This window comes from Pseudomonas sp. GOM7, assembly GCF_026723825.1.
In the GTDB taxonomy this organism is placed as follows: domain Bacteria; phylum Pseudomonadota; class Gammaproteobacteria; order Pseudomonadales; family Pseudomonadaceae; genus Aquipseudomonas.
On sequence record NZ_CP113519.1, the window covers coordinates 3,857,593 to 3,883,123 of the forward strand.

The 25,531-nt window shown below is 62.8% G+C and carries 25 protein-coding genes, 3 tRNA genes and 1 pseudogene; 12 read left to right on the forward strand and 17 right to left on the reverse strand.

Features of this window, described 5'->3' with window-relative positions:
* Positions 1 to 123: 123 nt before the first annotated feature.
* Positions 124 to 690 carry a dCTP deaminase gene (gene dcd, locus OU800_RS16955; protein ID WP_268178502.1) on the reverse strand — a complete coding sequence of 189 codons (567 nt, stop codon included), beginning with the start codon at positions 688 to 690 and terminating at the stop codon, positions 124 to 126.
* A gap of 302 nt (positions 691 to 992) precedes the next feature.
* Here dcd and OU800_RS16960 point away from each other — a divergent pair, with 302 nt between their 5' ends.
* Positions 993 to 1,205 (forward strand): cold-shock protein, encoded by a 213-nt coding sequence (locus tag OU800_RS16960; protein ID WP_268178504.1) that lies wholly within the window; start codon positions 993 to 995, stop codon positions 1,203 to 1,205.
* Between the two features lie 152 nt (positions 1,206 to 1,357).
* Here OU800_RS16960 and OU800_RS16965 read toward each other — a convergent pair.
* The 4 genes from OU800_RS16965 to OU800_RS16980 all read right to left on the reverse strand — a co-directional run bounded on the left by OU800_RS16965 (position 1,358) and on the right by OU800_RS16980 (position 2,288).
* Positions 1,358 to 1,434 (reverse strand) — tRNA-Asp (locus OU800_RS16965).
* A gap of 107 nt (positions 1,435 to 1,541) precedes the next feature.
* Positions 1,542 to 1,618: transfer RNA gene (locus OU800_RS16970), tRNA-Asp, on the reverse strand.
* Positions 1,619 to 1,650: 32 nt separating this feature from the next.
* Positions 1,651 to 1,726: transfer RNA gene (locus OU800_RS16975), tRNA-Val, on the reverse strand.
* A gap of 88 nt (positions 1,727 to 1,814) precedes the next feature.
* Positions 1,815 to 2,288 (reverse strand): MarR family winged helix-turn-helix transcriptional regulator, encoded by a 474-nt coding sequence (locus OU800_RS16980; protein ID WP_268178506.1) that lies wholly within the window; start codon positions 2,286 to 2,288, stop codon positions 1,815 to 1,817.
* Positions 2,289 to 2,397: 109 nt separating this feature from the next.
* Between OU800_RS16980 and OU800_RS16985 the strand changes: the two genes are divergently transcribed.
* The 5 genes from OU800_RS16985 to OU800_RS17005 all read left to right on the forward strand — a co-directional run bounded on the left by OU800_RS16985 (position 2,398) and on the right by OU800_RS17005 (position 10,498).
* Positions 2,398 to 4,167: an N-acetylglutaminylglutamine amidotransferase gene (locus OU800_RS16985; protein WP_268178507.1), complete on the forward strand. Its 1,770-nt coding sequence runs from the start codon at positions 2,398 to 2,400 to the stop codon at positions 4,165 to 4,167.
* Positions 4,168 to 4,306: 139 nt separating this feature from the next.
* The gene (gene ngg, locus OU800_RS16990; RefSeq protein ID WP_268178508.1) at positions 4,307 to 6,046 is read left to right on the forward strand and encodes an N-acetylglutaminylglutamine synthetase; all 1,740 of its coding nucleotides are present in this window, start codon (positions 4,307 to 4,309) and stop codon (positions 6,044 to 6,046) included.
* 109 nt (positions 6,047 to 6,155) lie between these two features.
* A complete protein-coding gene (locus tag OU800_RS16995; protein ID WP_268178509.1) occupies positions 6,156 to 7,355 on the forward strand; it encodes an osmoprotectant NAGGN system M42 family peptidase in 1,200 nt (399 codons plus the stop codon).
* A 126-nt stretch (positions 7,356 to 7,481) separates the two neighbouring features.
* The gene (locus OU800_RS17000; RefSeq protein WP_268178510.1) at positions 7,482 to 10,229 is read left to right on the forward strand and encodes a hybrid sensor histidine kinase/response regulator; all 2,748 of its coding nucleotides are present in this window, start codon (positions 7,482 to 7,484) and stop codon (positions 10,227 to 10,229) included.
* A gap of 23 nt (positions 10,230 to 10,252) precedes the next feature.
* Positions 10,253 to 10,498 (forward strand): YheU family protein, encoded by a 246-nt coding sequence (locus tag OU800_RS17005; RefSeq protein WP_268178511.1) that lies wholly within the window; start codon positions 10,253 to 10,255, stop codon positions 10,496 to 10,498.
* Positions 10,499 to 11,085: 587 nt separating this feature from the next.
* Here OU800_RS17005 and OU800_RS17010 read toward each other — a convergent pair.
* From OU800_RS17010 to OU800_RS17030, 5 genes and pseudogenes are all read right to left on the reverse strand, one after another.
* Positions 11,086 to 11,679: an HvfX family Cu-binding RiPP maturation protein gene (locus OU800_RS17010; RefSeq protein WP_268178512.1), complete on the reverse strand. Its 594-nt coding sequence runs from the start codon at positions 11,677 to 11,679 to the stop codon at positions 11,086 to 11,088.
* 3 nt (positions 11,680 to 11,682) lie between these two features.
* Positions 11,683 to 12,393, reverse strand: coding sequence for an HvfC family RiPP maturation protein (locus OU800_RS17015; protein WP_268178513.1), 711 nt, complete (start codon positions 12,391 to 12,393; stop codon positions 11,683 to 11,685).
* On the reverse strand, positions 12,390 to 13,232 hold the full coding sequence (locus OU800_RS17020) for an HvfB family MNIO-type RiPP peptide maturase (protein WP_268178514.1): 843 nt from the start codon (positions 13,230 to 13,232) through the stop codon (positions 12,390 to 12,392). Before OU800_RS17020 ends, OU800_RS17015 begins: the two co-directional genes overlap by 4 nt.
* Positions 13,233 to 13,251: 19 nt before the next feature.
* Positions 13,252 to 13,515 carry an HvfA family oxazolone/thioamide-modified RiPP metallophore gene (locus OU800_RS17025; RefSeq protein WP_268178515.1) on the reverse strand — a complete coding sequence of 88 codons (264 nt, stop codon included), beginning with the start codon at positions 13,513 to 13,515 and terminating at the stop codon, positions 13,252 to 13,254.
* 245 nt (positions 13,516 to 13,760) lie between these two features.
* A pseudogene (locus OU800_RS17030) lies at positions 13,761 to 14,279 on the reverse strand (IS110 family transposase); the annotation flags it as partial.
* 161 nt (positions 14,280 to 14,440) lie between these two features.
* Between OU800_RS17030 and OU800_RS17035 the strand changes: the two are divergent.
* Positions 14,441 to 15,253 (forward strand): hypothetical protein, encoded by an 813-nt coding sequence (locus OU800_RS17035; RefSeq protein WP_268178516.1) that lies wholly within the window; start codon positions 14,441 to 14,443, stop codon positions 15,251 to 15,253.
* 257 nt (positions 15,254 to 15,510) lie between these two features.
* On the opposite strand, the gene OU800_RS17040 is transcribed toward OU800_RS17035, so the two are convergent.
* From OU800_RS17040 to OU800_RS17050, 3 genes are all read right to left on the reverse strand, one after another.
* Positions 15,511 to 15,744 (reverse strand): anti-sigma factor family protein, encoded by a 234-nt coding sequence (locus tag OU800_RS17040; protein WP_268178518.1) that lies wholly within the window; start codon positions 15,742 to 15,744, stop codon positions 15,511 to 15,513.
* Positions 15,738 to 16,340, reverse strand: coding sequence for an RNA polymerase sigma factor (locus OU800_RS17045; protein ID WP_268178519.1), 603 nt, complete (start codon positions 16,338 to 16,340; stop codon positions 15,738 to 15,740). Before OU800_RS17045 ends, OU800_RS17040 begins: the two co-directional genes overlap by 7 nt.
* A gap of 71 nt (positions 16,341 to 16,411) precedes the next feature.
* Positions 16,412 to 17,533: a beta-ketoacyl-ACP synthase III gene (locus OU800_RS17050; protein WP_268184361.1), complete on the reverse strand. Its 1,122-nt coding sequence runs from the start codon at positions 17,531 to 17,533 to the stop codon at positions 16,412 to 16,414.
* Positions 17,534 to 17,768: 235 nt separating this feature from the next.
* Here OU800_RS17050 and OU800_RS17055 point away from each other — a divergent pair, with 235 nt between their 5' ends.
* Both OU800_RS17055 and OU800_RS17060 read left to right on the forward strand, forming a co-directional pair.
* Positions 17,769 to 19,379 (forward strand): FMN-binding glutamate synthase family protein, encoded by a 1,611-nt coding sequence (locus tag OU800_RS17055; RefSeq protein WP_268178520.1) that lies wholly within the window; start codon positions 17,769 to 17,771, stop codon positions 19,377 to 19,379.
* Between the two features lie 35 nt (positions 19,380 to 19,414).
* Entirely contained in the window at positions 19,415 to 20,146 is a 732-nt protein-coding gene (locus tag OU800_RS17060; protein ID WP_268178521.1) for a substrate-binding periplasmic protein, read from the forward strand.
* Positions 20,147 to 20,182: 36 nt separating this feature from the next.
* On the opposite strand, the gene OU800_RS17065 is transcribed toward OU800_RS17060, so the two are convergent.
* Positions 20,183 to 21,451 (reverse strand): FAD-dependent oxidoreductase, encoded by a 1,269-nt coding sequence (locus OU800_RS17065; protein ID WP_268178522.1) that lies wholly within the window; start codon positions 21,449 to 21,451, stop codon positions 20,183 to 20,185.
* Between the two features lie 81 nt (positions 21,452 to 21,532).
* Positions 21,533 to 22,291 (reverse strand): SDR family NAD(P)-dependent oxidoreductase, encoded by a 759-nt coding sequence (locus tag OU800_RS17070; protein ID WP_268178523.1) that lies wholly within the window; start codon positions 22,289 to 22,291, stop codon positions 21,533 to 21,535.
* A 120-nt stretch (positions 22,292 to 22,411) separates the two neighbouring features.
* On the opposite strand from OU800_RS17070, the gene OU800_RS17075 reads away from it, so the two are divergent.
* Positions 22,412 to 23,314: a LysR family transcriptional regulator gene (locus OU800_RS17075; protein ID WP_268178524.1), complete on the forward strand. Its 903-nt coding sequence runs from the start codon at positions 22,412 to 22,414 to the stop codon at positions 23,312 to 23,314.
* A 30-nt stretch (positions 23,315 to 23,344) separates the two neighbouring features.
* On the opposite strand, the gene OU800_RS17080 is transcribed toward OU800_RS17075, so the two are convergent.
* Complete coding sequence (locus OU800_RS17080) at positions 23,345 to 23,779, reverse strand: 3-isopropylmalate dehydratase (protein WP_268178525.1); 435 nt, start codon at positions 23,777 to 23,779, stop codon at positions 23,345 to 23,347.
* Positions 23,780 to 23,966: 187 nt separating this feature from the next.
* Between OU800_RS17080 and OU800_RS17085 the strand changes: the two genes are divergently transcribed.
* Positions 23,967 to 24,233 (forward strand): DUF2790 domain-containing protein, encoded by a 267-nt coding sequence (locus OU800_RS17085; RefSeq protein ID WP_268178526.1) that lies wholly within the window; start codon positions 23,967 to 23,969, stop codon positions 24,231 to 24,233.
* 33 nt (positions 24,234 to 24,266) lie between these two features.
* Here OU800_RS17085 and OU800_RS17090 read toward each other — a convergent pair whose 3' ends face one another.
* Entirely contained in the window at positions 24,267 to 24,704 is a 438-nt protein-coding gene (locus OU800_RS17090; protein ID WP_268178527.1) for an HIT family protein, read from the reverse strand.
* A 114-nt stretch (positions 24,705 to 24,818) separates the two neighbouring features.
* Between OU800_RS17090 and OU800_RS17095 the strand changes: the two genes are divergently transcribed.
* Positions 24,819 to 25,520: a glutathione S-transferase N-terminal domain-containing protein gene (locus OU800_RS17095; RefSeq protein ID WP_268178528.1), complete on the forward strand. Its 702-nt coding sequence runs from the start codon at positions 24,819 to 24,821 to the stop codon at positions 25,518 to 25,520.
* The last annotated feature ends 11 nt before the right edge of the window (positions 25,521 to 25,531 follow it).

The following is a 25,531-nucleotide window of genomic DNA, read 5'->3' on the forward strand; positions in this document are numbered from 1 at the left end:
TCTCCTGAGCGTGGGCTGTAGCAGGTTGAGTGCTGCCCGCTCGGGAAGATTCAGCCTTTTCGACCAATGACTTCGCCCATGAAAAAGCCGGGCATGGCCCGGCTTCGTAGCGCTGCCAGGCATTCAGGCCTTGGGCAGGGTCACGCCGGTCTGGCCCTGGTACTTGCCACCCCGGTCACGGTAGGACACTTCACAGGCCTCGTCGGACTGCAGGAACAGCATCTGCGCCACGCCCTCGTTGGCGTAGATCTTCGCCGGCAGATTGGTGGTGTTGGAGAACTCCAGGGTCACGTGGCCTTCCCACTCCGGCTCCAGCGGCGTGACATTGACGATGATGCCGCAACGCGCATAGGTGCTCTTGCCCAGGCAGATGGTCAGCACGTCTCGCGGGATGCGGAAGTATTCCACGGTGCGGGCCAGGGCGAAGGAGTTCGGCGGAATGATGCAGACGTCACTCTTGATATCGACGAAGCTCTTCTCGTCGAAGTTCTTCGGATCGACGATGGCCGAGTGAATGTTGGTGAACACCTTGAATTCATCGGCACAGCGCACGTCGTAGCCGTAGCTGGACACCCCGTAGGAGATCACGCGGCTGGCATCGGCGCCACGCACCTGGCGCTCGACAAAGGGTTCGATCATCCCCTGTTCCTGGGCCATGCGGCGAATCCACTTGTCCGATTTGATGCTCATGGCGAAGGTCCTGAATTGGGTCGTTGCAAGAAAAGTGAGCGCATCTTACCGAGGCTGGTGCCACGCTTCAAAGACCGGCAACAGGCTCATTGCGCAATATTTGCGAAAAAAGCTGCATCCAGCATTCGCACTTGGCGATAAAAACACGTATGGTGTGATCACTGTGCTGCATGTGTCACCGCGAATCGCTACTTGATGCCTAGATCTCGATCCAAACATCGTCCGACTCCTAGTACTCGTTGCACTCAGTCCCGGCCTGGGCTTTTCCGAGGCTGTTATCAATTCTGTTTAGGAGACATCACATGTCCAATCGTCAGAACGGCACCGTCAAGTGGTTCAATGATGAGAAAGGCTACGGCTTCATCACCCCGCAATCCGGTGACGACCTGTTCGTACACTTCAAAGCCATCCAGGCTGACGGCTTCAAGACCCTGAAGGAAGGCCAGCAGGTCTCCTTCGTGGCTACCCGTGGCCAGAAAGGCATGCAAGCTGAAGAAGTTCAGATCGTTGGTTGATCTGCGCTGATCGCTTGAAAAAGAGCCCCGCCTAGTGCGGGGCTTTTTTATTACAGTGCAAAAGCGAATCCATGCTCGCCCGGAGCCTGGCTAGCGCCGATCCCGCAAGAAATAAAAAACCCGTCGATCTTGCGATCGACGGGTTTCGTATATGGCGCAGCGGACGGGACTCGAACCCGCGACCCCCGGCGTGACAGGCCGGTATTCTAACCGACTGAACTACCGCTGCGTGTCGGTTGGACTTGCGTCCAAGGAACTCATGAAACTCTGTAGCATCCGATGGCACCCTGCTGGGTTTACCATCTCGAACCGACCCAAGGTCGATCCGGGAAATAATGGCGCAGCGGACGGGACTCGAACCCGCGCCCCCCGGCGTGACAGGCCGGTATTCTAACCGACTGAACTACCGCTGCGCGTCGGCTGGACTTGCGTCCAAATTCGCTAATGGTGGGTGGTGACGGGATCGAACCGCCGACCCTCTGCTTGTAAGGCAGATGCTCTCCCGGCTGAGCTAACCACCCATGTGCCTTAGCGAGGCGCGCACTTTATGCAGGCGGCGGTGCTAAGTCAACACCCTGCTTGAATTTTTCTGAAATAAAGCGCCTTGCCTCAGTCCATTTCACCGCACAGCTCGGCCGCCCTCAGCAAGGCCGCTGCCAGACTGTGGCGCTCCCAATCGGCCAAAGCGGCGAAACGCTGGTTGAACTCCGGTGGCATCAGCGACGAAGCCTGTTTGATCAGTTCGCGGCCGGCATCGGTGATCAACAGCCACTGGCGGCGGCGATCCTGGTCGTCGCGCTGGCGCTGCAGCAAACCGCGCTCCTCGAGGCGATCGAGCAAGCCGGACAGCGTTGCGGCCGTCAGGCTGACACGACTGCTGAGCACGCTGGCGGTCAGCCGCGTCTCGCTGGCCAGCACCTGCAGCACCATCAGTTGCATGGGCGTCAGCCCACCGAAACGAGACAGGCGCTTGGCGTGCACCTCCCCCGCCTGCTGAAGGCGCCGCAGGGCCTGAAACAGGGGCATCTCGAACGCCATGACGGATGACAATTCTATTTCATCAGGAACTTTTTTATCACTCATAAGCACCAATTCATAACAACCAAAACTTTGACATGAAAGCATTATTTTGTTTTGGTGTAAAAGGCCCGATGACGGGCCACTCCCCAACGGCAACACCGGTAAGGAACTTATGTGCGCAATAGCTGGAGAACTACGTTTTGATCGACGCCCCGCGGATCTGGCGGCAGTCGAACGCATCACCCACCACCAAGCCCCTCGCGGCCCAGACGCCCATGGCTTCCATAGCCAAGGATCCATCGCCCTCGGCCATCGCCGCCTGAAGATCATGGATCTGGCCGAAGCCTCGGGCCAGCCGATGATCGACAGCGATCTCGGCCTGTCCATGGTGTTCAACGGCGCCATCTACAACTACCCCGAATTGCGTGCCGAGCTGGAAACGCTCGGTTATCGTTTCTTCTCCGGCGGCGACACCGAAGTGCTGCTCAAGGGCTACCACGCCTGGGGCGAAAAGCTGCTGCCCAAGCTCAACGGCATGTTCGCCTTCGCCGTCTGGGAGCGTGATAGCCAACGCCTGTTCATCGCCCGTGACCGCCTCGGCATCAAGCCGCTGTACCTGTCGCGCACTGGCGAGCGCCTGCGCTTCGCCTCGTCGCTGCCAGCCCTGCTGCAAGGCGGCGACATCGCCAAGACGCTGGATGCCGTCGCCCTCAACCACTACCTGAACTTCCACGCCGTGGTGCCGGCACCGCGCACCATCCTGGCTGGCGTGGAGAAGCTGCCGCCCGCCACCTGGATGCGCGTCGACGCCGACGGCCAGGTCGAGCAACAGACCTGGTGGACGCTGCAGTTCGGCCCGCAGGGCGAGGAAGTGAACTACGGCCTGGAAGAATGGCGCGACCGTACGCTGGAGACCATGCGCGAAGCGGTGGAGATTCGTCAGCGCGCCGCCGTGGACGTTGGCGTGCTGCTCTCTGGCGGCGTCGACTCGAGCATGCTGGTGGGTCTGCTGCGTGAAGCCGGCGTGGAAAACCTGCTGACCTTCTCCATCGGCTTCCAGGATGCCGGCGGCGAGCGCGGCGACGAATTCCAGTATTCGGATCTGATCGCCCAGCGCTTCGCCACCCGTCACCACCAGTTGCGCATCGGCGAGCACGAAATCCTCGAGCAACTGCCGCAGGCCTTCCGCGCCATGAGCGAGCCGATGGTCAGCCATGACTGCATCGCCTTCTACCTGCTCTCGCGCGAAGTGGCCAAGCACTGCAAGGTGGTGCAGAGCGGCCAGGGCGCGGACGAACTGTTCGCCGGCTACCACTGGTATCCGCAGGTCGATGGCGCCGACGATGCTTTCGCCGCCTACCGCGCCGCCTTCTTCGACCGCGAGCACGACGAGTATGCCGCCTGCGTGCAGCCGGCCTGGCTGACCGGCGACATGGCCGGCGAGTTCGTCCGCGAGCACTTCGCCCAGCCTGGCGCTGAGGCCGCCGTGGACAAGGCGCTGCGTCTGGACAGCACGGTGATGCTGGTGGACGACCCGGTCAAGCGCGTGGACAACATGACCATGGCCTGGGGCCTGGAGGCACGCACGCCGTTCCTCGACTACCGCGTGGCCGAGCTGTCGGCGCGTATCCCCGCGCAGTTCAAGCTGCCTGAAGGCGGCAAGTACGTGCTCAAGGAAGCAGCGCGCAAGGTCATCCCCAGTGAGGTGATCGACCGGCCCAAGGGTTACTTCCCGGTACCTGGCCTCAAGCATCTGGAAGGCGCCACCCTCGGCTGGGTACGCGACCTGCTCCTCGATCCCAGCCAGGATCGCGGCCTGTTCAATCCGAAGATGCTCGACCAGTTGCTGACCAACCCGCAGAGCCAGCTCACGCCGCTACGCGGCTCCAAGCTGTGGCAGCTCGCGGCGCTCAACCTGTGGCTGAGCGAGCAAGGGCTGTAATGACAAGGGAGCGGCTCGCGGCCGAAACGGAATGCCGCCCAGCCGCTCCTACGAGCTAAAGAACGGTCGCAGCCCGGATGCAATCCGGGATCGGCACGACTCAACACTCGATCCGGCTCAGACCGGCGAAGGACAACTCATGCGCTCCCCTGCCTTCAAGCAACGCCTGATCCGCGGCCAGACGCCTTCCTACGAACGCCTGCAAGCGCGCCTGGCCGAAGATCACACCAGCGAGCCGAGCCAGCCGCAGGCCATCCATTGCGGCTGGGGCCGGCTGCTGATCGGCCACACCTACCCGGATGCCACGGCATTGGCCGAAGCGCTACTAGGCGAACAGACCGGCGAGCGTGACATCGCCCTGTACGTCGCCGCGCCGCATCAGGTGCTGGCCCACGCCCCGCAGCAACTCTTCCTCGACCCTTCCGACACCCTGCGCCTGTGGTTCACCGATTACCGCCCGGCACGTCGCAGCTTTCGCGGTTTTCGCATTCGCCGGGCGCAGAACGACGCCGACTGGCAGGCCATCAACTGCCTGTACCAGACCCGCAACATGCTACCCATCGACCCGGCCAAGCTCACCCCCTACAACGAAGGCGGCCCCACCTACTGGCTGGCCGAGGACGAGGACAGCGGCGCGGTGATCGGCAGCGTCATGGGCCTCAACCACCAACGTGCCTTCCGCGACCCGGAAAACGGCAGCAGCCTCTGGTGCCTGGCGGTCGACCCGCAATGCAGCCGCCCTGGCGTCGGCGAGGTGCTGGTGCGCCATCTGATCGAGCACGGCATGAGCCGTGGTCTGAACTACCTCGACCTGTCGGTGCTGCACGACAACAAGCAGGCCAAGAAACTCTACGCCAAGCTGGGCTTTCGCGAGTTGCAGACCTTCAGCCTGAAACGCAAGAACGGCATCAACCAGCCGCTGTTCCTCGGCCCCGGCCCGCAGGCTGAACTCAACCCCTATGCGCGCATCATCGTCGACGAGGCGCTGCGTCGCGGCATCGAAGTGCAGGTGGATGACGCCGAAGCCGGGCTGTTCACCCTCAGCCATGGCGGGCGCCGCATCCGCTGCCGCGAATCGCTGTGCGACCTGACCAGCGCCGTGAGCATGACCCTGTGCCAGGACAAGCGCCTGACCCACCGTGCCCTGTCGCGCGCAGGCCTCAGCGTGCCAGCGCAATGCCTGGCCGGCAGCGCCGAAGACAACGCTGCCTTCCTTGCCGAACACGGTGCGGTGGTGGTCAAGCCGGTGGACGGCGAACAGGGCCAGGGGGTGGCGGTGGATCTGCGCACGCCGGGCGAGGTGCAGGAAGCCATCGAGCGCGCCAGCGTGTTCGATCAGCGCGTACTGCTGGAGAGCTACCACGAAGGCCATGACCTGCGCATCCTGGTGATCGGCTACGAGGTGGTGGCAGCCGCCATTCGCCGCCCGGCCGAGATCATCGGCGACGGTCACCACAGCATCGGTGAACTGATCGATGCACAGAGCCGCCGTCGCCAGGCCGCTACCGGCGGCGAGAGCCGCATCCCCAAGGACGCCGAGACCCTGCGCACCCTGCACGGTGCCGGCCTCGACTACGACAGCGTGCTGCCGGCCGGCCAGCGCCTGGCGGTACGCAAGACCGCCAACCTGCATACCGGCGGCACTCTGGAGGACGTCACCGAGATCCTTCACCCGACCCTGCGCGACGCTGCCATCAAGGCCGCGCGCGCTCTGGAAATTCCGGTGGTCGGCCTCGACCTGCTGGTGCCGGCCGCCGATCAACCAGAACACGTGTTCATCGAGGCCAACGAGCGCGCCGGCCTGGCCAACCACGAGCCGCAGCCGACCGCCGAGCGCTTCGTCGACCTGCTGTTCCCGCTAAGCCAGGCGACCGGCTGATGCCGTGGGTGCAGGAACGGATTCATCTGCGGCGTCACGAAACGATCGCCGCTGAATTCGTTCCTACCTAGAGACAGCCTCCGCAAGCAATACAGACCAAGGAGACTCCATGCAGACACTCCCCGAACCCGACCTCGAATACCTGCAGAAGGTACTGCTGGAGATGCTCGCCATCCCCAGCCCGACAGGTTTTACCGACACCATCGTGCGCTACGTCGCCGAGCGTCTGGAAGAACTGGAAATCCCCTTCGAGCTGACCCGCCGTGGCACCATCCGCGCCACCCTGCGCGGGCGCCAGAGCGAGTACGAGCGCTTCGACCGCGCCGTATCCGTGCACCTGGACACCATTGGCGCCATCGTCCGCGAGATCAAGGACAACGGCCGTCTCGGTCTGGCGCCTGTGGGCTGCTGGTCGAGCCGCTTCGCCGAAGGCAGCCGCGTAAGCCTGTTCACCGACAACGGCGTGATCCGTGGCAGCGTATTGCCGCTGCTGGCCTCGGGGCACGCCTTCAACACCGCCGTCGACACCCTGCCGGTGAGCTGGGATCACGTCGAGCTGCGCCTGGACGCCTATTGCGCCACCCGCGCCGACTGCGACGCCCTGGGCATCGCCGTGGGCGACTTCGTCGCCTTCGATCCGCTGCCGGAATTCTCCGAAAGCGGCCATATCAGCGCCCGCCATCTCGACGACAAGGCCGGTGCGGCGGCGCTGCTGACCGCGCTCAAGTCCATGCGCGATCATGGCCTGCAGCCGATGATCGACTGCCACCCGCTGTTCACCATCACCGAGGAGGTCGGCTCCGGTGCCGCCGCCGCCCTGCCCTGGGACGTCAGCGAATTCGTCGGCATCGATATCGCCCCGGTCGCCCCGGGCCAGCAGTCCAGTGAGCACGCCGTCAGCGTGGCCATGCAGGACTCCGGCGGCCCCTATGACTATCACCTGTCACGCCAGCTCCTGCGCCTGGCCGCCGAGAACGAGATCGCGGTGCGCCGTGACCTGTTCCGCTATTACCACAGCGATGCCCAGTCGGCGGTCGCTGCCGGCCACGACATCCGTACCGCCCTGCTGGCCTTTGGCTGTGACGCCACCCATGGCTACGAACGCACCCATATCGACAGCCTCAAGGCGCTGACCCAGATCCTCACCGCCTACGTACTCAGCCCACCCGTCTTCGCCAGCGACGCGCAACCCGCGCAAGGCTCGCTGGAGCGTTTCAGCCATCAACTGGAGCACGAAGCGCAAATGGAAAGCGATACCCGTGTTCCCCCCGTGGACAGCCTGCTCGGCCAGCGCGAACAGGACGCTTGAAGGCGGCACTGCATAAAGGCAAAGTGACACGAGACTGGAGGGGGGACGCGAGTTCCCCCTTTTTCAGCCCTGCCAACCCGAGCTGCCTGCTCGCGATAAGAATGACTCTGGCCCAGAGGTTCGTGGATGCCTCGTTTCTGCCTGGCTTTTTTGCTCTTCTGGCTGGCCTGCCCGAGCTGGGCAGGACAATCCATGCCGCTGGACAGGGAAGACATGCGCCTGTCCCTGAGCCCCTACCTGGGCTATCACGAAGACAAGAGCGGCAAAATGAGCGTCGATCAGGTGCTGGCCCTGGATGCGAACGCCTTCGCCCCCATCCAGGCCACCCAACCGAATCTGGGCAAGAACGCTTCGGCCTGGTGGTTCAAGGTCAGCCTGGATAACCGCCTCGGCCATGCCTTGGGCGGTTATCTGGAAGTCAACTACCCGCTGCTCGATCATATCCAGGTCTATCAGCTCGGCCCCGATGGGCAGCGCCTGGAACAGGAAAGCGGCGACCATTTCGCCTTTGCCCAGCGTCCGGTGCAAGTGCGCAACTTCTGGTTTCCCCTGCAGCTCGAACCCGGCACCAGCACCCTGCTGATCAGGGTGGAAACCACCAGCACGGTATTCGTGCCGATGTACTTCGCCACCTATGGCGCCAGCGCCGCCGCCCAGGAAAACCTCATGGGTCTCAACGGCGCGTTCTACGGCGTGCTGTTCGCCATGTTCTGCTACAACCTGTTCCTCTACCTGTCGCTGCGTGAATCGGCCTATCTCTGGTATCTGGCCTACAGCCTCAACGTCGGCCTGCTGGCCACCTGCTTCGACGGCATGCTGTTCAAGCTGCTGCCCGAACACGTGGCGCTGCAGTCGGTGGCCATCTATATCCTGATGTACCTGCATTGCCTCACCGCCATCCAGTTCAGCCGGCATTTCCTCCATATCCGCCAATACTTCCCACGCCTGGATATCGGCCTGCGCCTGCTGATGCTGGCGTGCGTCGGTTGCCTGCTGTCGGTGCCGCTGATCGGCTTCGCCGCCTGGAACATTCTCGCCAGCCTGACCGTCTCGCTGGTGTCGTTGATCCTTCTGCTGACCGGCCTCTACGCCTGGCGCCGTGGTGTGCGCTACGGCTCCTACTACACCCTGGCCTGGGCCATATTGCTGTTCGCCTTCATCCATGCCACCACCGGCTCGCTGGGCCTGGAGCTATTCGGCGTGTTCGGTGGTGCGGCGGTGAAGATCGGCGTGACCATCGAGCTGATCACCCTCTCCATCGGCCTGGCCGACCGCATCAACCTGCTCAAGGAAGAAGGCTTCCAGTCGCGCCGTGCAGCCGAGCAGGCGGAGTTCGAGAACCAGGCCAAGAGCCGTTTCCTGGCCAAGATGAGCCATGAGATCCGCACCCCGCTCAATGGCGTGCTGGGCATGTTGCAATTGCTGCGCGAAACCCAGCTCGACCGCAGCCAGCGCTTCTACGTGGACACCATCGCCAGCTCCGGTAGCTCGCTGATGGCGGTGATCAACGACATCCTCGACTACGCCCGTATCGAGTCCGGCAAGCTGAGCCTGGAGCAGATCGACTTCGATCTCGAAGAGATGATTTCCGAAACCCTCAGCCTGTTCACCGGCCAGGCTCTGGACAAGCATCTGCGCCTCTACGTGAGCCTGGAAAATGGCGTACCGCGACGTATCCAGGGCGACCCGACACGGCTCAAGCAGGTACTGATGAACCTGCTCAGCAATGCCCTCAAGTTCACCGCCGAAGGCCACGTCGCCCTCAGCATCAGCCGGCGCAACGACAGCCAGGGCGCCGCCAGTCTGGTCTTCGCCGTCAGCGACAGCGGCATCGGCATCAGCGAGCAGGTGCTGGCCAAGCTGTTCGACTCCTTCGCCCAGGGCGACTCCAGCACCACGCGCCGCTATGGTGGCAGCGGCCTGGGTCTGGCCATCAGCAAGGAGCTGGTGGAGATGATGGGCGGGCGCTTCGAGGTGCAGAGCACTCTCGGCCAGGGCACGCGCTTCGCCTTCGAGATAGCCCTGCCGCAGACCATCGAGCCACCGGACGAACTCGCTCGCCTGCTCGCTGGGCGCATGGCCCTGCTCGCCTCACTGGATGGCCTGGGGCTGGATGCCATGAGCCGCCTGCTCGGGCGCTGGGGCATGCGCACCGAGCGCTGCCAGACACCGGAGCGCTTGCACGAATATCTGGAAGACTTCAAGGTCGCACCACTGCTGGTATTGATCGCCCCCTGGCCCGGCAGCGTCACGCACTGGTTGGAGTCACTGAGCACGCAGTTGCAACCTGGCCAGCGCGTGCTACTGGTGTGCCCGCCGGAGCACTGCCATACCCTACCCTCCGGCCAGGGTCTGCGCCTGCAGCACCTGGCCCAACCCGTTGCCGTCAACAGCCTGCGCCAGGCCCTCGACGAGCTCTATCAGGAACCCCGCGCACAGGTGCATACCTTGGTTCGAGAAATACGCAGTGAAAACGGCGATGCGCCGTGCATTCTGGTGGCCGAAGACAACCCGGTGAACCAGTTGGTGGTTCAGGGCTTTCTCAAGAAGCGCGGCTATGACGTGCGCCTGGTCAGCAACGGCAAGGCTGCGGTGGAAACCTACAGCCAGGCACCGGAGGCCTTCCATCTGGTGCTGATGGACTGCGAGATGCCGGAAATGGACGGCTTCGAGGCCACCCGCGACATACGCCGCCTGGAGCGCAACCGGCAATTGCCGGCGGTGCCGATCATCGCCCTGACTGCGCATATCCTGCACGAGCACCGGCAGCACGGCCTGGATGTCGGCATGAACGACTTTCTCAGCAAACCCCTGGACAGCACACTGCTGTACGACACCCTGGAGCGCTACCTGAGCCCACGCTCGGAGCCCTGACAGCGCAACACCGGAGCCCCACCGTGCTGATACCGCCTCATCTGCTGCAAGCCGATACCCTCACCGCCCTGATCGAAGACTTCGTCACCCGTGACGGCACCGACAATGGTGACGAGACGCCGTTGGAAACCCGCGTGCAACGCGTGCGCCGTGCCCTGGACAAGGGCGAGGCGGTGATCGTCTTCGATCCCGATAGCCAGCAGTGCCAACTGGCGCTCAAGCGCGACGTGCCCAAGGAGTGGATCGATGCCCTTCGCGAAGAATCCTGAACCCTCGGAGCCTGTTCATGATCTCGCGTAGGGCGTACCGGGACGCCGGCCGCTCGGAAGCAGTACGCCGTTGGGAGTATTGGACGTAGATTGTGGCGCCGAACTCGACATGGCCCGGCGGACTGTTCGCTGGCGCTACGAGCGGTCGGCGCCCCGATCCGCCCTACGCCTGCCACCATCAAGCCTGCAGCGTCTCGGAGAGTTACCGCAGGTTCAGGCGCGTGCAGAGCCCGCCCAGGAGGGCGAACGGAATCGTCGTGGAAGAGGTTGAGCGACATGGATGTCGCGAAAGTCACGATGGGCCATGGATGGCTCACCGTGGTGGGCCTCTGGAGCGGCGATGGAGTGAGCGAACCCTCGCGTAGCGAGGGCCGGATGAAAGGGCGGAGGTTTTGGTTACTTTTGCCCCAAAAGTGACTCGCCCGGGAGGGCGAAACAAAAAACATCAACAAAAACGCGGCAATTCGGAACAAGCACCCGAAACACCGTATTGCCAGTCCGGTGTCAACCAGGCATTCCCCTTGAAAATGCGATGAACCTGTTTTTAACGCAGTAGGGCCGACGCGCAGCGGATCATGAACAGGCTTTCAGCGGCGCCAGCTCCGCGCCAGCCAATAATCCAGGCTCACCCAGCGCCCTGCCCCGCTGAAGAACAACGCCACCAACATCACCAGATAGGTGGCGGCGAACTCGATACCATTGTTCAGCACCACGAACTTGCCGCTGCTCGTCAGCCAGTCGTAATTGCCGTGCTCACGCAGGATGGCGCGCGCCCGTTCGAGCTTTTCCGCCGCGGCCAGCACACGCTCGTTGGCAAAGGGCGCCGACGGGTCGGCAATCGCCTGCCAGCCATAGGGCCAGTGCACGGTGAAGATGGCCACCAGCATGGTGACGATCAGCGGAATGCTGATCCAGCGCACGGCAAAGCCGAACAGCAGCAGACTGGCACCACCGGCCTCGGTCAGCGCCGCCGCCCAGGCCAGCAGTTCGGGAAATGGCAGGCCCAGCCCCCAGTCCGGGTTGCCGAACCAGGCGGCGGTGGCGTCGATATCGGCCAGCTTGTGCGTGCCAGCCATCCAGAACACCGGCACCAGATACAGGCGCAGCAACAGCGGGCCGAGAAAATCCAGGCGCCGGGACGCCTCCAGCGCATCCTGGCAGCGATTGAGTAGAGCGATCATGGGTCAGTCCTCGGCGGGGGGAAACCAGATATCCCGTGCCTGCCAGTCGTTCAGCAGCGCCCGGGCGTTGTCGAAATAGGCACTGTCGGCAAGCAGGCCGTGGGCATTGGCCAGGCCTTGCAGTGCCTGCCTCACCGGCTCATTGGTTTGCAGACGCAGTGCGAGCTGATAGGCGAAGGGCGTCAGCTGCATGAAGCGCACCTTGTCCCGGCTATCGCGCCAGACCAGCAGACAGGTTGGCTGTGCTGGCGATTGCAGCGGGCGGTGCTCGCCCCCTATCAATTGCACCGGCCAGCGGTAGGCCAACGGCCAGGCCAATGGCGACCAGCCTTGCCCAGGCAGTTGCGCCGCGCTGACGTCCAGCGCCAGCTCGACCCACTCGTAATGCGCCAGCTCCAGCATGAACGGCGGATCCTCCGGCTCGGCGCGATACCCCTGCTGCAACCAGGCGATGAACTCCTGGCTGATCTGCGGAAAGTACGGGGTCGCCGCCCGATGCTCGGCGAAGAAGGCGCGCAGCAGCCTCTGCCAACGCTCGCTTCCTAAAACCGCGCGCAGCACCGGAAAGGCACTGCCAACCAGGCTGGCGACATTGTTGAAGAACAGCTCCTCATAGATCGCCATGCGCTCGCCAGTGATACCCGGCAACAGCGCCTGAGCCTCGGGCTGGCGGATGCGCGCGGCGAAGTCGCGCTGTAGTTGCACGCCGCTCATGTGCCATACCTGTTAAACGGTTGCGCGGCCTGTTGCAGGCTGCGGATATGTGCCAGCTCGGCATACAGCTCAGCCAGCGGCGGGAAGTTGAAGTCGCGCTCCAACAGCGTCGGGCGCAAACCATGTTGCGCATAGGTAGCACTGAGCAACGCCCACACCGGATCGATCACCGGCGCGCCATGGGTGTCGATCTTCAGGTCTTCGGCCTGGTCGTAATGGCCGGCGACATGCAGATAAGCGATGCGCTCGCTGGGCATCGCCGCGATATAGGTAGCGGCATCGAAGCCGAAATTCAGGCTGTTGACGTAGACGTTGTTGACGTCCAGCAGCAGTTGGCAGTCCGCGCGCTCCAGCACCGCCCGGACGAAATCCGCCTCGTCCAGCTCGCCCGGCAGGCGTGCATAGGCCGAGACGTTCTCGATGATCAGCGGTCGCTGCAGCACGTCCTGAACGATACGCACGCGCTCGGCGATGCGCAGCACCGACTCTTCGGAAAACGGCAGCGGCATCAGGTCATATAGCTGGCCATCATCGGCGCAGGCCGACAAATGCTCGCTGTAAGCCAGCACGCCGTGCTCGTCGAGAAAGCCCTTGATGGCGTGCAGCAACTCCAGATTCAGCGGCGCGAAGCCGCCGAGGTTGAGGGACAGACCATGACACAGCAGCGGCCGGCGCTCGCTCAGAGCACGCAGTTGCTTGCCCAGCCGACCGCCGACACCGATCCAGTTCTCCGGTGCCACTTCCAGGAAGTCGGCACCGCTGGCCTCGTCATCGAGCAACTCGGCAAGCAGCCCACGGCGCAAGCCCAGGCCGGCGCCATCCAGTTCTGCCAATTGCATGGCCCGTCCCCCTCGCTGCTTACTCGCTCTTTTCGCCGCCGCATTTACCCTCGGTACCGGCCTTCTTCTCGGCACCGCACGAGCCTTCTTTGTCCGCTTTCTTCTCGCTGCCGCACTTGCCTTCACCGCAGGAACCTTCCTGGCCCTTCTCGCCGGCAGCCAGGCTGTAGCCGCTGCTCAGCTCCTGCGCGGCAAAGGGATTGCTCGCGGCCTGTGCGGTAAAGGCCACGGAAGTCAGCAGCGCGGCGCCCAGGGTAGCGGTCAGGGTATTGAGTGGTTTCATGGCATCTCTCCATCGTTTCGGAATGCGGGGCCGGATTGGCGCCCTCGCAGTAATGGACGAGGCACAGGTGCGGGCGTTACAGCGGGTGAAAAAAGTTTTCGTAGCCCAGATGAAATCCGGGGGCGCTTTGCCCGCTACCAGTCGCGGCTACGACTGCATGGATGCTGTAGGTAGAGCGAAGCAGGATGCCAGAGCCGAAAGCCACTCCCACAGGCAGAGGAACATCCACCGCACCGTGGGAGGCGCCTCAGCGGCGCGAGTTCCGGTTGTTCAACCAGCTCACTGGCTGCACGGATAAAGGCGGCGGTCGAGGTTGGGGCTTCGATCCCCGCTTCACGCAGCATGCCGCGCAACAGGTTGATACGCTGGGTTCTGCTCTTCTTCCAGGTTTCCCGCAGTCCATGCAATTGCTGGAGCTGTTGTTGATCGTGGCTCTTCACCGGCACGGGATGAATATCGGTGCAGCGCGCGGCTTCCAGCATGGCATCGCAGTCGTTGCGGTCGGTCTTGTTGCGCCGACGATAGGGCCGCACGTAACGCGGATGCAGCAGCCGGACCTGATGTCCCAGCGATTGCGCCAACCGTCCCCAGTAATGCGCTGTGCCGCAGGCTTCCATCACCCACTCGACCGGCTCGGCCTGCTCCTGTATATATCGCCTGAACGCCTCCCGGTTCAGCCGCTTGCGCTGCACCACCTGGCCGTAACGGACACTCTCGGCAACTTGGTAAACGGACTTGGCCAGATCAACAGCGATGCGCTTCATAACGGCTCTCCCAATTTCAGCTATAACAGCCCTCAGGTATAGAACTGTGGCGTGGGGGAGTCCATTACAGCACTCAACGTCGCTCACTTCGTTCGCCGGACGTCCAAAAGCTGCGCTTTTGTCCGCCCATTAGCTTAATCGTTAGCTTCCAAGGACAGATAATGGTTACCGAAAAGAAATTTGAAAAATACTTAATCGAAACAGTCGCACATAAAACATCTTTGAACTCCTACGCAGAAGCCCCGGCGAACGCATTTTTACTATATACATGCGATGCTTATGATGCATTTCAGCACTGCCAAAATAAATTCACAAAAAAAGGAAATGGCGATTTCAACAAGGATAGCGAAGATAGTTTGAGACATATATCTTGCGCTATTCTTGGCTCACTAATGGGGCACTTTGAAACATATCAAAAGTCGTTATTAGCAGGCCTAATTGATTTTTCAGCAAATTTCCCATCTTTTGATTCAGAAAGCTTTTTAAAACATTTTTCAAAGCACTGTGGCGGTAGCATAAGCATTCCCGTCGACAGGCTTCTATCTTTCCGCACTACGAGTGCTCAAGTCGGCTACGTGGTATCTGACTCGCTTAACGGCTGGCACAACCCTAGTAAAGTAAATTCATTCTTCAAATCACTTGAAATAAAGAAAGATATTTTCACACCGAGTCAAATCGAGGATCTCGAAGTACTGTGGCAGCTACGCCATTCAATAGTTCACACTGGCGCATGGCTTTCTATGCCCGACTCTCAAAAAATAAAGCGCTTAAATGGCTATGGAAATAAACCAATAATATTTGAGCATACATTTATTAATGCGCTTTGCAGGAAGCTACACCAGATTGTTAAACACGCGAATACAACCTTGCTATCCGAATGCACTTCACTTCTTGGCGCAAAGCCAACTCAAGAAAGCATAGAAGGATTAACAAATTTTCTTGAGGTCACATCACCAAAAAAGGTGTGGTTGTAAACTAATTATGCGCTCAACTCTCGCTCACTTCGTTCGCTGGACAGCCAAAAGCTGCGCTTTTAGAGGAAAAAGCAAGTAGCCTGGGTAGAGCACAGCGAAACCCGGGGCAGATTAGATGGGTTTCGCGTTGCTCTACCCATCCTACGGTGCTGTTCCGACAGCAAATAGCCCGAACAACCATCGCAAACGGTGGATGAAAAAAGCGTCATCCACCCTACGCGTGAGGACGCAACCAAGCCGTCCAGCAAGAACGCGGTTCACCCCTGATTACGCCGGTTCTGCGCCAGGCGCTCGGCCAACGCGTCGAGTTCGGGCAGTTCGCCCTCGGGCATCTGCCGGATCACCGCCTGGGTCAGTTTCATCTGGCGGATAAAACGTCGGCAGTTGCCGCACATGGCCAGGTGCGCGCGCACGGCCAAGCGCTGGCGCAACGTCAGTTGGCCATCGAGAAAATCGCTGGAGTGAGCGACCAGTTCCTTGCAAGTCAGCATTGGCCCGTCTCCTCGAAATGTTCCAGGGTGGCGAAGACTTTCAGGCGTGCCCGATGCAGCAGCACACGTACATTGGAGAGCGAGATGTCGAGAAGATTACAGATCGCCTCCAGCTCCAGGCCCTGGCGTTCGCGCAGCAGCAGGACGCTGCTCTGCAGCTCGGACAGGCTGGTCAGGGTGTGTTCCAGGCACTGGCGCAGTTCGTCTTCGGTGAGCAGCGCGTCGGGGCTGTCCTGATGCCAGGTATGGGGGGCCATCAGCCAGTGGCCGTCATCGGCGAAACGCTCGTCGCCGACCGTGCCATGAGGGGCGGGCAGGTCGTCGAGCAGCACTTCGCGGCGGCTCTGCTTGAGCCGGGTCTTGGCAGTATTGGCGGTGATGGTCAGCAGCCAGGTCTTGAGGCTGGCGCGCCCCTGAAAGCCCGCCAGGTTGCGCACCACGGCGAGCCAGGCATCCTGCACCACCTCGTCGACATGGCGGCTGCCGACGATGGCATAAGCCACCGCACGCATCGCCCCCTGGTAGCGAGCCACCAGCTCGCGGTAGGCCTTTTGCTCCCCAGCGAGCAGGCGCTCCAGCAGATCGGATTCGGACATGGCACTCCCGTAGATCGAGCCTGCGCACGCAGCCGAACGCTCCGTGCAGCTCAGGCACTCCTACAGAGAGTTCAACGCTTGCGCAAAATTACACTGCCGATGGAATAACCGGCACCGAAGGAGCTTAGAACACCCAAGCTACCAGCAGGCAAATCATCCTGGTTCTTGTGCAGGGCGATCACCGAACCGGCCGAGCTGGTGTTGGCGTAGGTGTCGAGGATCACCGGTGCCTCGTGCGGCTCGGCATCGCGACCGAGCAGCTTGCGGGCGATCAGCAGGTTCATGTTGAGGTTGGCCTGGTGCAGCCAAAAGCGCTTGACGTCGCCAACGTTGAGCTGGTGCTCGGCCAGATGCGCGGCGATCAGCTCGGCCACCATCGGGCAGACGTCCCTGAAGACCTTGCGGCCTTCCTGTACGAACAGCTTGTCGCGGGCACCAATGCCCTCTTCCGCTGCGCGGTTGAGGAAGCCGAAGTTGTTGCGGATGTTGTTGGAGAACTGGGTCAGCAGCTTGGTGCCGACCACGTCGAACTGGTGCTTGGAGGTGGCCTGGTCGGCGCGCTCGATGATCACTGCGGTGGCGGCATCACCGAAGATGAAATGGCTGTCACGGTCGCGGAAGTTGAGGTGGCCGGTGCAGATTTCCGGGTTGACCATGAGGATGGCGCGGGCCTGGCCGGTCTGGATTGCAGTGGTCGCGGCCTGGATGCCGAAGGTGGCCGAGGAGCAGGCCACGTTCATGTCGTAGCCCCAGCCCTGAATCCCCAGCGCCGCCTGCACTTCGATGGCCACCGCCGGGTAGGCGCGCTGCAGGTTGGAGCAGGCGACTATCACCCCGTCGATATCGGCGACGGTCTTGCCGGCGCGCTCAAGCGCCTGCTTGGCAGCGCCCACGGCCATCTCGCAGAGGATGCCCCACTCTTCGTTGGAGCGCTCGGGGATGCGCGGCACCATGCGTTGCGGGTCGAGGATGCCAGCCTTGTCGATGACGAAGCGGCTCTTGATGCCCGAGGCCTTCTCGATGAAGGCCGTGCTGGACTCGCTCAAGGCCTCCATCTCGCCACGGGCGATGGCCTCGGCGTTATCGGCGTTGAACTGCTGCACATAAGCATTAAAGGACGCCACCAACTCTTCGTTGGAAATGCTGTTGGCCGGGGTGTAGAGGCCAGTACCGCTGATCACGACGTTATGCACGCTCATTCCTCTTCTCGGCCGCGGGCGGCCTCAGGCAGTAGGCCGGCGACAAGCGCGCCGGCCGAAAATCGGGGAGGTGGGCCAAGCTTTGGCGATGGTTGGCTCCGGGCCACTGAGTGTGCCACAGCGCAACGCCTTTCGTCCTCAGCCCTTGAGAGTGTCTGCAAGGACAGAACATGACCACATATAACCTTTTAGTCTAGAGTCTGCGCTTCAGCCAAGCTCAGGAGGCCACATGACCCTTTCCTTGCTCAGCCGCTACGCATTCTTTGCCCTCTGCGTGCTGTTCACCCTGGCCAGCCTGCCCTTTCTGAGTCACGACTGGTTGTGGCCCTTCACCCTGCTCACCGCCGCGCTCAGCCTGATCGGCACCTTCGATCTGTTGCAGACTCGCCATGCGGTGCGGCGCAACTACCCGATCCTCGGCAACATCCGCTACATGGTCGAAGGCATCCGCCCGGAGATTCGCCAGTACCTGCTCGAAGGCGATGCCGAACAACTGCCGTTTTCCCGCGCGCAGCGTTCGCTGGTCTATGCCCGTGCCAAGAACGAAGGCGGCGACAAGCCTTTCGGCACGCTGAACGACGTGTACCGGAACGGTTTCGAGTTCATCAGCCATTCCATGCGCCCAGCCCCCTTGAGCGATCCAGACGACTTTCGCGTGGAGATCGGTGGGCCGCAGTGCCGCCAACCCTATTCGGCATCGCTGTTCAATATCTCGGCGATGAGCTTCGGCTCGCTCAGCGCCAATGCCATTCGCGCGCTGAACAAGGGCGCCAAGCTGGGCAACTTCTATCACGACACCGGCGAGGGCAGCATCAGCCCCTACCACCGCGAACACGGCGGCGACCTGGTGTGGGAACTGGGCAGCGGCTACTTCGGCTGCCGCACCGCCGATGGCCACTTCGACCCCGAGCGCTTCACCGAACAGGCGTGCACGGCGCAGGTGAAGATGATCGAGATCAAGCTCAGCCAGGGCGCCAAGCCTGGCCACGGCGGCATCCTGCCCAAGCACAAAATCACCGCGGAAATCGCCAGCACCCGTGGCGTAGCCATGGGTGAGGATTGCGTCTCGCCCTCGAGCCACAGCGCCTTTTCCACGCCCACCGAGCTGCTGCAGTTCATCGCCCAACTGCGCGAGCTGTCGGGCGGCAAGCCAGTCGGTTTCAAGCTCTGCCTGGGCCACCCCTGGGAATTCATGGGCATCGTCAAGGCCATGCTGGCCACCGGCATCCTCCCCGACTTCATCGTCGTCGACGGCAAGGAAGGTGGCACCGGCGCCGCGCCGCTGGAATTCACCGACCATATCGGCGCGCCGCTACGCGAAGGCCTATTGTTCGTGCACAACACCCTGGTCGGCAGCAATCTGCGCGACAAGATCAGGCTCGGCGCCAGCGGCAAGATCGTCAGCGCCTTCGATATCGCCCGGGTAATGGCCATCGGTGCCGATTGGGCCAACTCGGCGCGCGGTTTCATGTTCGCCATCGGTTGCATCCAGTCGCAGAGCTGCCACACCAACAAGTGCCCCACCGGCGTGGCCACTCAGGATCCACTGCGCCAGCGCGCCCTGGTGGTAGAGGACAAGGCCCAGCGGGTTCACAATTTCCACCGCAACACGCTCAAGGCGCTGGCCGAGATGCTCGCCGCCGCCGGCCTCGCACATCCCTCGCAGATCGATGCCAAGCACCTGGTGCAGCGCCTGTCGGCCAGCGAGATCAAGCTGTTCGCCCAGCAACACGTGTTCCTTGCACCGGGTGAGCTGCTCAGTGGCGAGATCAGCGGCGAGTTCTATCAGCGCATGTGGCAGATGGCGCGCGCCGACAGTTTCGAGCCAGCACCGGCTTGAACAGGGTTCGTCCCCTCATCCTGCGCGGCAGCGGCATGCGCCTTCCGCTTCTCGCCTCCTCGCTCCTGCTCAGCCTTGCAGCCTTCGCACAGGAGCAGCGCCCACTGCGTTTCTCGGTGGCCGAAAGCTGGGCCATGCCATTGATGAAAGTCGTCGACGGCCAGGCCACGGACGGGATCGTCTACGACCTGCAGATGCGCCTCGCGCAGAAGGTCGGCCGCCGCGCGCAGATGCTGGTGCTGCCGCGCCTGCGTATCCAGCAGTTGCTGGTCACAGGAGGCATCGACGTGCGCTGCTACCTCAACCCGAGCTGGCTCGGCGCATCACATCACCAGTACATCTGGAGCCTGCCTTTCATGCTCCAGCGCGACCTGATCGTCGCGCGCGATGCCGACCCCGACTTCAGCCTGGAACGGCTGCGGGGCGAGCGCCTGGGGACGGTGCTGGGTTTCAGCTATCCCCCTCTGGAGCCGCTCCTGAGCAACGGCGACATACACCGTGAAGATGCCCGCACGCAGGAACTGGCCCTGGAAAAACTCGAGGCAGGCCGTTATCACTACGCGATCAGCAGCCAACTCAGCCTAGACTGGTTCAACCGCAACCAGCCCCAGGAGAAACGCCTGCATGCCCTCGCGCAGGTCAGTGCTGACCTGATCTCCTGCATCGTCCGCGACGAACCGGACGTGCCGACCCAGGCCCTGCTGCGGGCGCTGGTGCAGATGAAGCAGGACGGAGAGTTCGAGGCCATCCTCGAACGCTATCGTTAAGGCCTGATGCGTACGACAAGCCTCAGCCTGGAGCCGTCACTCCCACGCCTGCCGCTCCCCCGTCCATACATGCAGATCGCGCTTCTGCCCGCCAGACCACAGCCAGCCGTTGCGCGCACCGACCAGGGTGCTGACGGCATGCTGACGACCAAAGCGGTTGTACCGAGCGAGCGTCAGGGCGATATCACGCAGTACCGCAAGGGCACTGCTGTTGGATTGGAACAGCGGCGTCAGTAGGCGGCTGGCCTGGCGGTAGTAGCACAGGTGATCACGGCGGGCGTCGCTGTAGCGGCTGAAAATGGCCGACCAGTCCAGCGCCTGCTGCGCGCTCGTATCGCTCGCGCCCAGGGCGTCGGCCAGCGCGGCGGCATCCACCAGCGCCATGTTGGCGCCCTGCCCCAGTTGCGGGCTCATGGCATGGGCGCAGTCACCGATGGCCAGAACGCGGTTATCGTGCCAGCGCTGCATGCGCACGTCGGCATAGGCGGCCAGGGTCAGTTGCGCGGGGTCGTGCAGTTGCTGCAGATAAGGCTCGGCTGTGTCACCGGCGAGCGCCCGTACCCGCGTTTTCCAGGCGTCGAGTCCAGCCTCGCGACAGGCGTCGTGCTCGCTCAATGGCAGGCTCCAGAACAAGCTGGTCAGGGCGCTATCACGCGCCTGGTGGGTACAGCCGCTGGGCATCAGGCCGAACATCTCGCGGCAGCCGCGATACCACTGCCGCAGCTCACGGGATTCCAGCCCCGAGGGCATCGGCAGCATGCTCCACAACGCGCCCCAGGGATAAGGCCGCACCCACTGCCTGACCTGCATCTGTGCACGCAGGGTCGAACGTGTGCCGTCGGCCAGGATCAGCGCGGCGAAATCACCCAGAGGTCGTTCATCGTCACCCAGCAGGCGAACGTGCGTGGCACTCTGCTGGAATCGGGTAACGTTGATGCCGCTTTCCACCTGCACGCCGGCCCGTTGCGCCGCGCTGAGCAGCGCCGTCATCAGGACGCCACGGTGAATACCGAGGCCATAGCTGCCGGGCTGCCAGTAGTGATAGCGGGTATCGAGAATGGTGCGCCCCTGGCAACTGGTGCCATACAGGCGGCTGATCGGCGCCCCCAGCGCCGTGCACTCGGCAAGCAGGCCGAGGCGCTGTAGCACGGCCAGGCCGGAGGGCTGCAGCAGGATACCGGCGCCCACGGGCTGCAGATGCTCGACCCGCTCCAGCAGACGAACGCTGTAGCCCTGGCGAGCGAGGAAGATGGCACTGGCCAGGCCAGCCGTCCCCGCCCCCACTATCGCTATCGGTAATCCCATCGGCTCGGCCTCCCTGTGCAGACCCACCGATTGTAAGCGCAACGGCACCTGAAAGTGAGACTGCGACGCCGGCCAGGCGAATCAGAGGAACATGCCGCCTGACGCCTCGATGCGCTGCCCATTGATCCAGCGCCCGGCATCGCTGAGCAGCAATGCGAAGGCGGCGCCGATATCATCGGGCAAACCGACCCGCCCCAGCGCCGTGTTACTGGCGAGGAAGGCATTGACCTCGGCATTGTCGCGCACCACACCCTGGCCGAAGTCGGTCTCGATGGCACCGGGCGCCAGCACGTTGGCGCTGATGCCACGTGGCCCAAGCTCCTTGGCCAGATAGCGCGTCCACACCTCGACACCGCCCTTCATCGCCGCATAGGCGCCGTAGCCCGGCAGCGTGAAACGGGCCAGGCCGCTGGAGACATTGACGATGCGCCCGCCCTCGGCCAGCAACGGCAACAGGCGCTGGGTGAGGAAGAACGGCCCCTTGAGCTGGACGTTCAGCAACGCGTCGAACTGTTGCTCGCTGGTTTCACTGAACGCGGCATGAATGCCGATGCCGGCGTTGTTGATGAGAAAGTCGAAGCGCTCACTGGCGAAGGTGTCGCGCAGGCCCTGGGCGACCCGCTCGGCGAAAGCGGCGAAGCGGCTGCTATCACTGACGTCCAGTTGCAGCATCAGGGCGCGGCCGCCCTGCGCTTCGACCTCCTGGGCCAACTGCTGTGCTTCGTCGGCCTGGCTACGATAGGTACCGATGATGTCCACGCCCTGTGCGGCCAGGTGCAGCGCAGCACTGCGACCAAGGCCACGGCTGGCGCCGGTGATGAGTGCGATCTTGCGAGTCATGAGCAATCTCCTGGGGTGACTGATGAGGTTCACTCACAGGTTATTGCTGGCATGGATGGTGATAAATCCAGCAAATTCGGAAATACTGATCGCCATCAGCGAACAATGAGGGCTGCCTTGATGAACAAGCTGGAACTGCTGCGCACCTTTCAGCGCGTCGCCGAACTGAGCAGTTTCACCCAGGCTGCCGAAAGCCTGGGATTGCCGCGCTCGACCGTGTCGGAACAGGTTCGCGACCTGGAACGCCTGCTCGATGCCCGCCTGCTGCACCGCACCACGCGCCGGGTGCGCCCGACCCAGGACGGCCAGGCGCTCTACCAACGCGGCCGTGAACTGCTGGCGCAGATGGACGAGCTGGAGCATATGTTTCGTCATGAAACCCAGGGGCTGAGCGGACGCCTACGGGTGGACATGCCCACGGAAATCGCCCGGCGCCTGGTAGCGCCACGCCTGCAGGAGTTTCTCGCCCCACACCCGGCCCTGGAGATCGAACTGGGGTGCAGCGACCGACGCGTAGAGCCCTTGCGCGAAGGCTTCGACTGCGTATTGCGCATCGGTGCCGTCGATGACGACAGCCTGGTGGCACGCTGCCTGGGCCAACTCTCGATGGTCAACTGCGCCAGCCCGGCCTATCTGGCCGCGCATGGCACGCCCGAAAGCCTGGACGACCTCGCCCAGCACAGCCTGATCCACTACGTCACTGCCTTCGGCACCCGGCCTGAGGGTTTCGAGTACCTGCGCGGCGGCAAGCTGCATCGCCTGGCCATGGCCGGGCGGGTCACGGTGAACAACATCGACGCTTACGAGGGCGCTTGCCTGGGTGGCCTGGGCATCATCCAGGCACCCTTGATCGGCATGCGCAGCCACCTGCAGAGTGGGCGTCTGCTCCGTCTGTTGGACGACTGGGTGGCAGCGCCGATGCCGGTGCATCTGCTGCATCCACACGGTGCGCACCTGCCACGGCGAGTACGCGCCTTCATGGACTGGCTGGAAGCGCTTATGGCCGAAGAGTTCGAGCACTAGCTCTTCGACCTGAGCGAAGGATCTCCGCTATCAGCGCTGGCTGGGATCATCCAGCAGAATGTCGAAACCACCCTTGTTCTGGCTGACGATGCGCAGATGCTGGGTTTGCCCGGCCGCGAGCGGCACGGCGACCTCGCGCAGCAGGCGCCCCATGCCGCACAGGGTATCGTCCATGCGATCCGGGGTGATGCCGACGATATGCGTGCCCGGCGGCACCTGAAAGCTCGCCTCCTCCCCCACACCGATGCGCGCGGCAACCTTACGATCCACCTCGATGGCGACGTAACAGCCGCCCCCCATCAGGCCGAAGTCACGCGTGACCACGATGTGCGCGCTACTCGCCTCGGCCTTCTGGAAGGCCAGCAGGCGATCCTCCGGCACCGGACGAACGTGCTCGGGATCGGCGCGAAACGAGGAGCAACCAGCCATCAGCAACAACGGTACAGCGAAAAGGAACGAACGCATGTAGCCCTCCGTGGGCGTCTCGGGTGCGCCATGAGTATTGGCGTGATCAATGCCTTGAGCAAGTTTCATCGATCTGGATGATGCCCACTAGCAAGGGCTTCGATTTCAGCCAGGCGGCGCCGAGTGGTTTCATCGGAAACCTAGCCACTGCACCACTGGGTGCAGGTCAACCCATGGAGAAACACCGATGAAAATTGCCACTTTCGTTTCCGCCGTCATTTCCAGCCTGGCTCCCATGGCGTTCGCCGATGACACCGGCAAGGCCGGCTATGGGCTGGCCGTGGAGAACTACCACTACGGCATGCAACTGGATATCGCCAGCGTGCTCGAACGCACCGACAACTCCAACAAGAGTGGCGTGGTGCCGACCATCATGGTGTACCGCGACAGCCAGGGCGAACTGCACAAGGTGCGTTTCCTCGAATGGGGCGGCAAGACCAGCCAGCAAGGTTGAGCCGAGTGGCGCCGCTACCGGCGCCCTCGCCCATCATTCCTGCAGGCGCTGACTCAGGCGCGCCTGAAGCTTCTCCAGCTCGGCCGGATCCGCCTTGTTGGCCGCATGAATGCCAAGCCCCTCACCCTCGAAACGCGGAATCACGTGCATGTGGAGATGGAACACGGTCTGCCCGGCCGGCGCGCCATTGAACTGTGCCACCTGCACACCGGCCGGCTGCAGTTCGTCCACCAGGGCGCGGGCGACTTTCTGCACCGCGGCCATGACCTTGGCCAGGTTGTCCGTATCGATCTCCAGGATGTTGCGCGCCGTGGCGCGCTTGGGGATCACCAGGCTATGGCCGTAGGACTGCGGGAACAGATCGAGGAACGCCAGGACATCTTCGTCCTCATAGATCTTGTAGCAAGGTGCTTCGCCACGAATGATCTTGGCGAAGATGTTGTCGGAATCGTACTGGCCCATCAGGCTCATGAAGGCGCTCCCTATGCTGTATGCGAGGGTCGCAACATACCCCGACCAGGCCCCTGTTGGAAACCGACCCGCCACATGCCACGAACCTTCAACGCCGCCGCGAAAGGAAACCCCATGACCGATCTTTCCAGCTACCCCATCACGCACAAATGGCCGGCAAGCCATCCCGAGCGCCTGCAGCTCTATTCGCTGCCAACGCCCAACGGGGTCAAGGTGTCGATCATGCTCGAGGAGACCGGCCTGCCCTACGAGGCGCACCTGGTCAGCTTCGAGCACAACGAGCAGTTCAGCCCGGAATTCCTCTCGCTGACACCGAACAACAAGATTCCCGCCATCCTCGACCCCAATGGGCCGAACGGCCAGCCGCTGGCACTGTTCGAGTCTGGCGCCATCCTCGTCTACCTGGCGGAGAAGACCGGGAAGTTGCTCGCCGAGGAGCCAGCGGCGCGCTACGAAACCCTGCAATGGCTGATGTGGCAGATGGGCGGGGTCGGGCCGATGTTCGGTCAGCTCGGTTTCTTCCACAAGTTCGCCGGCGCCGAGTACGAGGACAAGCGCCCGCGTGATCGCTACGTGGCCGAATCCGCACGCCTGCTCGGCGTGCTCGACCAGCGCCTGCAGGGCCGCGACTGGATCATGGGCGACTACAGCATCGCCGACATCGCCGTACTGCCCTGGGTACGCTGCCTGGTGGATTTCTACGGAGCCGACGAACTGGTGCAGTTCGAGCGCTTCGGCAACGTCAGCCGTGTACTCGATGCCTTCCTCGCACGCCCGGCGGTAAAGCGCGGCTTGAACACGCCGGCACGCGACTGAGCAAACGGCCT

Excerpts from the sequence above, each read along its gene's own strand:
- dcd (WP_268178502.1), bottom strand. The coding sequence starts at position 690 with ATGAGCATCAAATCGGACAAGTGGATTCGCCGCATGGCCCAGGAACAG.
- OU800_RS16960 (WP_268178504.1), top strand. The coding sequence starts at position 993 with ATGTCCAATCGTCAGAACGGCACCGTCAAGTGGTTCAATGATGAGAAA.
- OU800_RS16980 (WP_268178506.1), bottom strand. The coding sequence starts at position 2,288 with ATGAGTGATAAAAAAGTTCCTGATGAAATAGAATTGTCATCCGTCATG.
- OU800_RS16985 (WP_268178507.1), top strand. The coding sequence starts at position 2,398 with ATGTGCGCAATAGCTGGAGAACTACGTTTTGATCGACGCCCCGCGGAT.
- ngg (WP_268178508.1), top strand. The coding sequence starts at position 4,307 with ATGCGCTCCCCTGCCTTCAAGCAACGCCTGATCCGCGGCCAGACGCCT.
- OU800_RS16995 (WP_268178509.1), top strand. The coding sequence starts at position 6,156 with ATGCAGACACTCCCCGAACCCGACCTCGAATACCTGCAGAAGGTACTG.
- OU800_RS17000 (WP_268178510.1), top strand. The coding sequence starts at position 7,482 with ATGCCTCGTTTCTGCCTGGCTTTTTTGCTCTTCTGGCTGGCCTGCCCG.
- OU800_RS17010 (WP_268178512.1), bottom strand. The coding sequence starts at position 11,679 with ATGATCGCTCTACTCAATCGCTGCCAGGATGCGCTGGAGGCGTCCCGG.
- OU800_RS17015 (WP_268178513.1), bottom strand. The coding sequence starts at position 12,393 with ATGAGCGGCGTGCAACTACAGCGCGACTTCGCCGCGCGCATCCGCCAG.
- OU800_RS17020 (WP_268178514.1), bottom strand. The coding sequence starts at position 13,232 with ATGCAATTGGCAGAACTGGATGGCGCCGGCCTGGGCTTGCGCCGTGGG.
- OU800_RS17025 (WP_268178515.1), bottom strand. The coding sequence starts at position 13,515 with ATGAAACCACTCAATACCCTGACCGCTACCCTGGGCGCCGCGCTGCTG.
- OU800_RS17035 (WP_268178516.1), top strand. The coding sequence starts at position 14,441 with ATGGTTACCGAAAAGAAATTTGAAAAATACTTAATCGAAACAGTCGCA.
- OU800_RS17040 (WP_268178518.1), bottom strand. The coding sequence starts at position 15,744 with ATGCTGACTTGCAAGGAACTGGTCGCTCACTCCAGCGATTTTCTCGAT.
- OU800_RS17045 (WP_268178519.1), bottom strand. The coding sequence starts at position 16,340 with ATGTCCGAATCCGATCTGCTGGAGCGCCTGCTCGCTGGGGAGCAAAAG.
- OU800_RS17055 (WP_268178520.1), top strand. The coding sequence starts at position 17,769 with ATGACCCTTTCCTTGCTCAGCCGCTACGCATTCTTTGCCCTCTGCGTG.
- OU800_RS17060 (WP_268178521.1), top strand. The coding sequence starts at position 19,415 with ATGCGCCTTCCGCTTCTCGCCTCCTCGCTCCTGCTCAGCCTTGCAGCC.
- OU800_RS17065 (WP_268178522.1), bottom strand. The coding sequence starts at position 21,451 with ATGGGATTACCGATAGCGATAGTGGGGGCGGGGACGGCTGGCCTGGCC.
- OU800_RS17070 (WP_268178523.1), bottom strand. The coding sequence starts at position 22,291 with ATGACTCGCAAGATCGCACTCATCACCGGCGCCAGCCGTGGCCTTGGT.
- OU800_RS17075 (WP_268178524.1), top strand. The coding sequence starts at position 22,412 with ATGAACAAGCTGGAACTGCTGCGCACCTTTCAGCGCGTCGCCGAACTG.
- OU800_RS17080 (WP_268178525.1), bottom strand. The coding sequence starts at position 23,779 with ATGCGTTCGTTCCTTTTCGCTGTACCGTTGTTGCTGATGGCTGGTTGC.
- OU800_RS17085 (WP_268178526.1), top strand. The coding sequence starts at position 23,967 with ATGAAAATTGCCACTTTCGTTTCCGCCGTCATTTCCAGCCTGGCTCCC.
- OU800_RS17090 (WP_268178527.1), bottom strand. The coding sequence starts at position 24,704 with ATGAGCCTGATGGGCCAGTACGATTCCGACAACATCTTCGCCAAGATC.
- OU800_RS17095 (WP_268178528.1), top strand. The coding sequence starts at position 24,819 with ATGACCGATCTTTCCAGCTACCCCATCACGCACAAATGGCCGGCAAGC.